7 protein-coding genes and 1 pseudogene are annotated in these 8,348 nt (G+C 45.1%); all 8 read right to left on the bottom strand.

The annotated features are described in order from the left end of the window. Positions 1 to 22 precede the first annotated feature (22 nt). The gene (rpoB, locus tag AACV20_RS06210; protein WP_010318961.1) at positions 23 to 4,051 is read right to left on the bottom strand and encodes a DNA-directed RNA polymerase subunit beta; all 4,029 of its coding nucleotides are present in this window, start codon (positions 4,049 to 4,051) and stop codon (positions 23 to 25) included. Positions 4,052 to 4,303: 252 nt separating this feature from the next. Next, positions 4,304 to 4,669 (bottom strand): 50S ribosomal protein L7/L12, encoded by a 366-nt coding sequence (gene rplL / locus AACV20_RS06215; RefSeq protein ID WP_010318962.1) that lies wholly within the window; start codon positions 4,667 to 4,669, stop codon positions 4,304 to 4,306. Between the two features lie 60 nt (positions 4,670 to 4,729). Next, positions 4,730 to 5,218, bottom strand: coding sequence for a 50S ribosomal protein L10 (gene rplJ / locus AACV20_RS06220; RefSeq protein WP_026027617.1), 489 nt, complete (start codon positions 5,216 to 5,218; stop codon positions 4,730 to 4,732). 288 nt (positions 5,219 to 5,506) lie between these two features. Further along, a complete protein-coding gene (rplA, locus tag AACV20_RS06225) occupies positions 5,507 to 6,208 on the bottom strand; it encodes a 50S ribosomal protein L1 (RefSeq protein WP_013857952.1) in 702 nt (233 codons plus the stop codon). Between the two features lie 4 nt (positions 6,209 to 6,212). After that, the gene (rplK, locus tag AACV20_RS06230; protein WP_010318965.1) at positions 6,213 to 6,641 is read right to left on the bottom strand and encodes a 50S ribosomal protein L11; all 429 of its coding nucleotides are present in this window, start codon (positions 6,639 to 6,641) and stop codon (positions 6,213 to 6,215) included. 133 nt (positions 6,642 to 6,774) lie between these two features. After that, a complete protein-coding gene (gene nusG / locus AACV20_RS06235; RefSeq protein WP_013857954.1) occupies positions 6,775 to 7,323 on the bottom strand; it encodes a transcription termination/antitermination protein NusG in 549 nt (182 codons plus the stop codon). Between the two features lie 12 nt (positions 7,324 to 7,335). Continuing rightward, positions 7,336 to 7,716 carry a preprotein translocase subunit SecE gene (gene secE / locus AACV20_RS06240; protein ID WP_047688362.1) on the bottom strand — a complete coding sequence of 127 codons (381 nt, stop codon included), beginning with the start codon at positions 7,714 to 7,716 and terminating at the stop codon, positions 7,336 to 7,338. A 253-nt stretch (positions 7,717 to 7,969) separates the two neighbouring features. Next, a pseudogene (gene tuf, locus AACV20_RS06245) lies at positions 7,970 to 8,348 on the bottom strand (elongation factor Tu); the annotation flags it as partial.

An 8,348-nucleotide genomic window follows, 5' to 3' on the forward strand; every position in this document is an offset into this window, starting at 1 on the left:
TCCAGAGGGTTTACCGCCAAGATTACTCTTCGTCTTCTAGCTCGATGTTGATACCTAGCGAGCGGATCTCTTTCAGCAATACGTTGAAAGACTCTGGCATGCCAGGTTCCATGCTATGGTTACCATCAACGATGTTCTTATACATCTTCGTACGACCGTTAACGTCATCTGACTTAACAGTAAGCATTTCTTGTAGTGTATATGCAGCACCGTATGCTTCTAGTGCCCACACTTCCATCTCACCGAAACGCTGACCACCGAACTGAGCTTTACCACCAAGTGGTTGCTGAGTTACTAGGCTGTACGAACCTGTTGAACGAGCGTGCATCTTGTCATCAACAAGGTGGTTCAGTTTGAGCATGTACATGTAACCGACAGTTACAGGACGCTCGAATGCATCACCAGTACGACCATCAAACAGTGTTAGCTGACCAGAAGTTGGTAGGTCGGCTAGGCTTAATAGTTCTTTGATCGATGCTTCTGATGCACCATCAAATACTGGAGTTGCAATCGGTAAACCACCACGAAGGTTGTTCACAAGAGTACGAACATCACCATCAGACAGAGCAGCAATATCTACTTTCTGACGCGTATCGCCAAGATCATAAACCTTCTGTAAGAACTCACGCTGCTTAGACAGCTCTTGTTGTTCTTTAACCATTTGGTTGATCTTGTCACCAATACCTTTTGCAGCCAGACCTAAGTGAACTTCAAGGATCTGACCTATGTTCATACGTGACGGTACACCTAGTGGGTTTAATACGATATCAACCGGCTGACCGTTTTCATCGTAAGGCATGTCTTCAACAGGGTTGATCTTAGAGATTACACCCTTGTTACCGTGACGACCTGCCATCTTATCACCAGGCTGGATACGACGTTTCACCGCTAGGTAAACTTTAACAATCTTCAGAACGCCAGGCGCTAGATCATCACCTTGAGTGATTTTGCGACGTTTCGCTTCGAACTTCTTATCGAAGTCAGCTTTTAGCTCATCCCACTGCTCAGCAAGCTGTTCAAGTTGAGATTGTAGCTCGTCGTTTTCTAGTGTTTGTTCTAGCCATTTCTTACGATCGATCGCATCAAGCTTCGCTTCAGAATAGCCACCATTGATCAGTACAGCTTTCACACGCGCTAGTAGACCACCTTCAAGAATTTGGAACTCTTCAGTAAGGTCTTTCTTCGCTTCTTTTAGCTGCATGTGTTCAATTTCAAGCGCACGCTTGTCTTTCTCTACGCCATCGCGAGTGAAAACTTGAACATCGATAATGGTACCTGAAACAGAGTTTGGTACACGCAGTGACGTATCTTTAACATCAGAGGCTTTTTCACCGAAGATTGCACGTAGTAGCTTCTCTTCTGGAGTTAGCTGAGTTTCGCCTTTCGGCGTTACTTTACCAACTAGGATGTCACCACCCTTAACTTCAGCACCAATGTAAACGATACCTGACTCGTCTAGTTTAGACAGAGCCGATTCACCTACGTTTGGAATATCCGCTGTGATCTCTTCAGAGCCCAGCTTAGTATCACGAGCCACACAAGAAAGTTCTTGGATGTGGATAGTCGTGAAACGGTCTTCTTGAACGACGCGCTCAGATACTAAGATCGAGTCTTCGAAGTTATAACCATTCCAAGGCATGAATGCGATACGCATGTTTTGGCCAAGCGCTAGCTCACCAAGGTCTGTTGAAGGACCATCAGCAAGGACATCACCGCGAGCTACAGGTTCACCTGGCATCACAGTAGGACGTTGGTTAATACATGTGTTTTGGTTCGAACGTGTGTATTTAGTTAGGTTGTAGATGTCGATACCCGCTTCACCAGATACAAGTTCATCTTCATTAACTTTAACTACGATACGAGACGCATCAACTGACTGCACCATACCGCCACGTTTGGCAACGGCAGTTACACCAGAGTCAACCGCTACATTACGTTCGATACCAGTACCAACCAACGGCTTCTCAGCGCGTAACGTTGGAACCGCTTGACGTTGCATGTTCGCACCCATCAATGCACGGTTCGCATCATCGTGTTCTAGGAACGGGATAAGCGAAGCGGCGATTGATACGACCTGGTTGGTCGCAACGTCCATGTAGTCAACATGTTCACGAGGGTGAAGACCAGATTCACCTTTTTGACGAGCTGTGATCAGCTCATCTGCAAACGTACCTTCTTCAGTCAGAATGGCGTTTGCCTGCGCGATAACAAATTGACCTTCTTGGATAGCTGACAAGTAATCAACTTCATCAGTCACCACACCATCAACAACACGACGGTACGGAGTTTCTAGGAAACCGTATTCGTTACAACGTGCAAATGCTGACAATGAGTTAATCAGACCGATGTTCGGACCTTCTGGCGTTTCGATCGGACATAGACGACCGTAGTGAGTTACGTGTACGTCACGTACCTCAAAGCCAGCACGCTCACGAGTTAGACCGCCAGGACCCAATGCAGAAATACGACGTTTGTGCGTCACTTCTGAAAGTGGGTTGTTCTGGTCCATAAACTGAGAAAGCTGTGAAGAACCGAAGAATTCTTTAACGGCCGCAGAGATAGGCTTCGCATTGATCAAATCTTGAGGCATGATCGCATCAAGATCGCCAAGGCTTAAGCGCTCTTTCACTGCACGTTCAACACGCACAAGACCTACGCGGAATTGGTTTTCAGCCATTTCACCAACAGAGCGAATACGACGGTTGCCAAGGTGGTCGATATCGTCCACTTCGCCAATGCCGTTACGAATGGCGATCAACTTCTTCATCACTTCGATGATGTCAGTTTCGTCAAGCGTACCAAGCTCGCCGGCATCTTCACGCTCAATTGAGCTGTTGAACTTCATACGGCCTACTGTTGATAGGTCATAGCGTTCTTCTGAGAAGAATAGGCTTTCAAACAGCGATTCGGCTGCTTCTTTTGTTGGTGGCTCGCCAGGGCGCATCATGCGGTAGATTTCTACTAGCGCAGAAATACGATCAACCGTACTGTCGATGCGGAGCGTCTCAGACACAAATGGACCATGATCAAGATCGTTCGTAAATAGAACTTCAAGTTTCTTATAGCCCGCTTGTGAAAGATTCGCTAATGCTTCCAAGCTAATTTCTTGGTTTGCGCTAACGATGACTTCACCAGTTGCTTCATTGACATAATCTTTAGAAGCGACTTTACCTACGATGTACTCAACGGGTACTTCGATAAAATCAACGTTATCTTTTTCTAGTTGACGAATATGACGAGCCGTTACACGACGACCTTTTTCGACATAAACGGTACCATTTGCTTCAATATCAAATGACGCTGTTTCGCCACGCAGGCGCTCAGGTACCAACTCCATAAGAAGAGTTTGGTCTTTGACTTCAAACTTCACTTTTTCGAAGAACAGATCCAAGATCTCTTCTGTCGATTTACCAAGTGCACGAAGAATGATCGATGCAGGCAGTTTACGACGACGGTCAATACGCACGTATAGGTTATCTTTTGGATCAAACTCAAAATCTAACCATGAACCACGGTAAGGGATAATACGTGCGTTATAAAGAACTTTACCTGATGAGTGAGTTTTACCCTTATCGCTGTCGAAGAATACGCCTGGGCTTCGGTGCAGCTGGGATACGATAACCCTCTCAGTACCATTAATTACGAAGGTACCATTGTCTGTCATGAGTGGAATTTCACCCATGTAGACTTCTTGTTCTTTAATATCTTTTACAGTACCTGCTGGCGCGTCTTTATCAAAGATCACTAGGCGTAGTTTTACGCGTAGTGGCTTAGAATAAGTTACACCACGAATTTGACATTCTTTAACGTCAAAAACTGGCTCACCAAGACGATAGCTAACGTATTGCAGCTCAGAATTGCCGTTATAGCTCTGAATAGGAAATACAGAACGAAAAGCAGCCTCAAGACCGTATTGTCCTTCAGGATCCTGTTCGATAAACTTGTCGAACGAATCGAGCTGGATCGATAGCAGGTATGGAATGTCCAACACTTGTGGACGAGTACCAAAGTCCTTACGGATGCGCTTTTTCTCGGTATAAGAGTAAACCATGGGGTTCCTCAGCTCGCTGATAAGTGACCCAAACTGCCCACCAATTATTCAAAAATAAAGGGTCATAGGACAGTGACTAACAGCTGTTTACTGTAGTAACACAACATCACTCAAAAATGATAGTTTGTGTGCTTTTGCACGAGTATAAGCGTCTAAACAGCGGGAAAATTCACCCATACCCTACAGCGCAAAAAGGCCGGTGGTCAATAAACCACCAGCCATTAGCCTTGCGGCTAAGAAATTAAGTAATAATTACTTAACTTCAACAGTCGCACCAGCTTCTTCTAGCTCTTTCTTAAGTGCGTCAGCTTCTGCTTGAGAAACTGCTTCTTTAATTGCAGCTGGAGCGCCGTCAACTAGAGCTTTAGCTTCTTTAAGACCTAGGCCAGTTGCGCCACGTACTGCTTTGATTACAGATACTTTGTTTGCGCCAGCAGCAGTTAGGATTACGTCGAATTCAGTTTGCTCTTCAACAGCTGCTGCTGCTGGGCCGCCTGCAACTACTGCAGCTGCAGCAGAAACACCGAACTTCTCTTCCATAGCAGAGATAAGTTCAACAACTTGCATTACAGACATTTCTGCAACTGCATCTAGGATTTGCTCGTTAGTAATAGACATAACAATTCTCTTTTAAGTCAACAATAAGTTTATTTAGCAAACAATAAAAAGCAATGCGAATTACGCAGCTTCTTTTTGATCGCGGACAGCAGCGATAGTACGTACCAACTTGCCAGCAGAAGCTTCTTTCATGCACATCATTAGGCGTGCGATTGCTTCGTCGTAAGTTGGTAGTGTCGCTAGTAGTTCAGCGTCAGTTAATGCGCCTTCAAATGCAGCTGCTTTGATTTCAAAGTGCTTGTTCTCTCTTGCGAAGTCTTTAAAAAGACGCGCTGCAGCACCTGGATGCTCGTTAGAGAATGCGATCAAAGTAGGACCTACGAATACGTCTTGTAGACATTCGTAAGCTGTGCCTTCCACTGCGCGACGTGCTAGAGTATTACGAACAACTCTCATGTAAACACCCGCTTCACGAGCTTGTTTACGTAGAGAAGTCATCGCGCCTACTTGAACGCCACGAGAGTCAGCAACAACTGCAGAAAGTGCACCACTGGCCGCTTCGTTGACTTCAGCAACAATTGCTTGTTTGTCTTGAAGGTTTAAAGCCATCTTGGATTTACTCCTGGTTGTCGTTACACCACTCACTATTATCACAACAGTGAGAGTTATTTCGGTGCAGTCCCAGAAGAAAGTTTATCTATTCAAAAAATAAATTATGCTTTCTGTCAGTTCGGGCACCATCTACGTAGGTACGATTAAGTCATTTATCAAACAGACAAATAACGCCTACGGTCTTGGACGGAGACTGGGTCATAGTTCTAAGAACTAAAATCAGCCCCAACCACAAATATTAGGCGCAGAATTATACATAAATTCCACACCTAATCAAATGTATTATTACGCTTGAGCGTTTAGCGTGTTCTGATCAACAGCAACACCAGCACCCATCGTAGTAGAAATGCTTACTTTCTTCAGGTAAGTACCCTTAGCAGAAGAAGGTTTCGCTTTCTTAAGTGCAACTAGAAGAGCTTCTAAGTTCTCTTGAAGTTGGTTAGTTTCGAAAGAAACTTTACCGATAGTTGTGTGGATGATGCCGTTTTTGTCGTTACGGTAACGAACCTGACCTGCTTTAGCGTTCTTAACCGCTTCAGCAACGTTAGGAGTTACAGTACCAACTTTAGGGTTTGGCATTAGACCGCGAGGACCAAGAATGGTACCTAGTTGACCTACAACGCGCATTGCATCTGGAGAAGCAACAACAACGTCAAAGTTCATTTCGCCTTTCTTCACTAGCTCAGCTAGATCTTCCATACCCACTAAATCTGCACCAGCAGCTTTAGCCGCTTCAGCGTTTGCACCTTGAGTGAACACTGCAACACGTACTTCACGACCAGTACCGTGTGGCAGAACAGTTGCACCACGTACGTTTTGGTCAGATTTACGAGCATCAATGCCAAGGTTCACAGCAACGTCTACAGACTCAACGAATTTAGCCGTTGCAAGTTCTTTAAGAAGAGCTACAGCTTCGTTGATTTCGTATTCTTTAGTTGCGTCAACTTTCTCACGGATAGTGCGCATACGCTTAGTTAGTTTTGCCATGATATTAACCCTCTACCACTAAGCCCATTGAACGAGCAGTACCCGCAATAGAACGTTTCATCGCTTCAATGTCAGCACCAGTCATATCAGCCGCTTTCGCTTCTGCAATTTCTTGGATTTGAGCATCAGTAACCGTGCCCACTTTTTCAGTGTTTGGACGGCCTGAACCAGACTTGATGCCTGCAGCTTTCTTCAGAAGAACAGCCGCTGGAGCAGTCTTAGTTACGAACGTGAAAGAACGGTCGCTGTATACAGTGATAACAACTGGAGTAGGCAAGCCTTTCTCCATTGATTCTGTTCTTGCGTTGAACGCTTTACAGAATTCCATGATGTTAACGCCACGTTGACCTAGTGCAGGACCAACTGGTGGACTTGGGTTCGCCATACCAGATGCAACTTGCAACTTGATATAAGCTTCAACTTTCTTAGCCATGATATTTCCTAAATGTGGGTACAAACGCCAATCAGCTGATCAGCTCCCCGGTTACTTTGTCATAAAGACGTGTAAATAAGGCGCGAAATTATAATCACATTTCACGCCCTTAACAACCCTAAAAGGTGTTTTTTTAATCAAGCTTATCAACTTGGCCAAACTCAAGTTCAACAGGAGTTGCACGACCAAAGATAGATACTGACACTTTAATGCGGCTCTTCTCGTAATCCACTTCTTCAACGGTGCCGTTGAAATCAGCAAATGGACCTTCATTAACACGAACCACTTCACCTGCTTCAAACATCGTCTTAGGACGCGGAGCTTCGCTCGCTTTCTCTAGACGATTAAGAATCGCATCGGCTTCTTTGTCAGTGATAGGTGCAGGACGATCGGAGGTTCCACCAATGAAACCCATTACACGAGGAACACTACGAACTAAGTGCCAGGACTCATCATTCATGAGCATCTGTACCAATACATAGCCTGGGAAGAACTTGCGCTCACTTTTACGGCGTTGACCTGCACGCATTTCAACAACTTCTTCGGTTGGAACAAGAACTTCACCGAAGAATTCTTCCATTGCGTGCATCTTGATATGCTCACGCAGCGATTGCGCTACGCGGCCTTCAAATCCAGAGAAGGCTTGAACTACATACCAGCGTTTTTTAGGAGCTTCACTCATGTATTAAACCCTCTATACCCCAGTCACGAAAGCGACAAGACGAACCATAATGCCGTCGATGCCCCAAAGTGCTAGAGCCATTACGATACTTACAGCTAAAACGATTAATGTTGTTTGCATGGTTTCTTGACGTGTAGGCCATACCACTTTGCGAACTTCCATACGAGATTCACGCGCAAACGCAATCGCCGCTTTTCCTTTTGTGGTTGTCGCAGCAACACCGAGTGCTACAATAATCAGCGCAACCACACCTGCAGCGCGAAGCACTACAGACATTTCACCATACAGGTAATTACCCACAACAGCGGCAGCTAACAGAGCAAAAGTGACAATCCACTTAAATGTGTCTGCTGCACTTGAGCTATCAGGAATTTCAGCATTGTTTGCTTTCATAAACCAACCTGTTACAAGTCTTAACATAGACGACAACAACCCCGCTGTTGCAGGGCAAATCCATAGCACAGGTAAAGCTACCTATACATACTCATCAAGATAGAAATGTCTCTATCTTAAATCCTTTGCACTGGCTTTATCGACCAACAAATCGACAACGGCCAAATTTAGTGCAGAAAAAGGGCATCAAATGATGCCCTTTTTGGTAGTCGTTAGTCAAATACTATTCGTATTTAAACGGCTAAATCAGCAATTAAGCGATAACTTTAGCAACAACACCAGCACCTACTGTACGACCGCCTTCACGGATCGCGAAACGTAGACCTTCATCCATCGCGATTGGAGCGATTAGCTCTACAACCATTTGGATGTTGTCACCTGGCATTACCATCTCTACGCCTTCTGGTAGAGAGATATCGCCTGTTACGTCCGTTGTACGGAAGTAGAACTGTGGACGGTAGCCTTTGAAGAACGGAGTATGACGGCCGCCTTCATCTTTAGACAATACATACACTTCTGACTCGAACTTAGTGTGTGGAGTGATTGAACCTGGTTTCGCTAGTACTTGACCACGTTCTACTTCATCACGCTTAGTACCACGTAGAAGTGCACCAACGTTCTCACCTGCACGA

The sequence above is a fragment of the Vibrio sp. B4-6 genome, from assembly GCF_963888245.1.
Classification (GTDB): domain Bacteria; phylum Pseudomonadota; class Gammaproteobacteria; order Enterobacterales; family Vibrionaceae; genus Vibrio; species Vibrio anguillarum.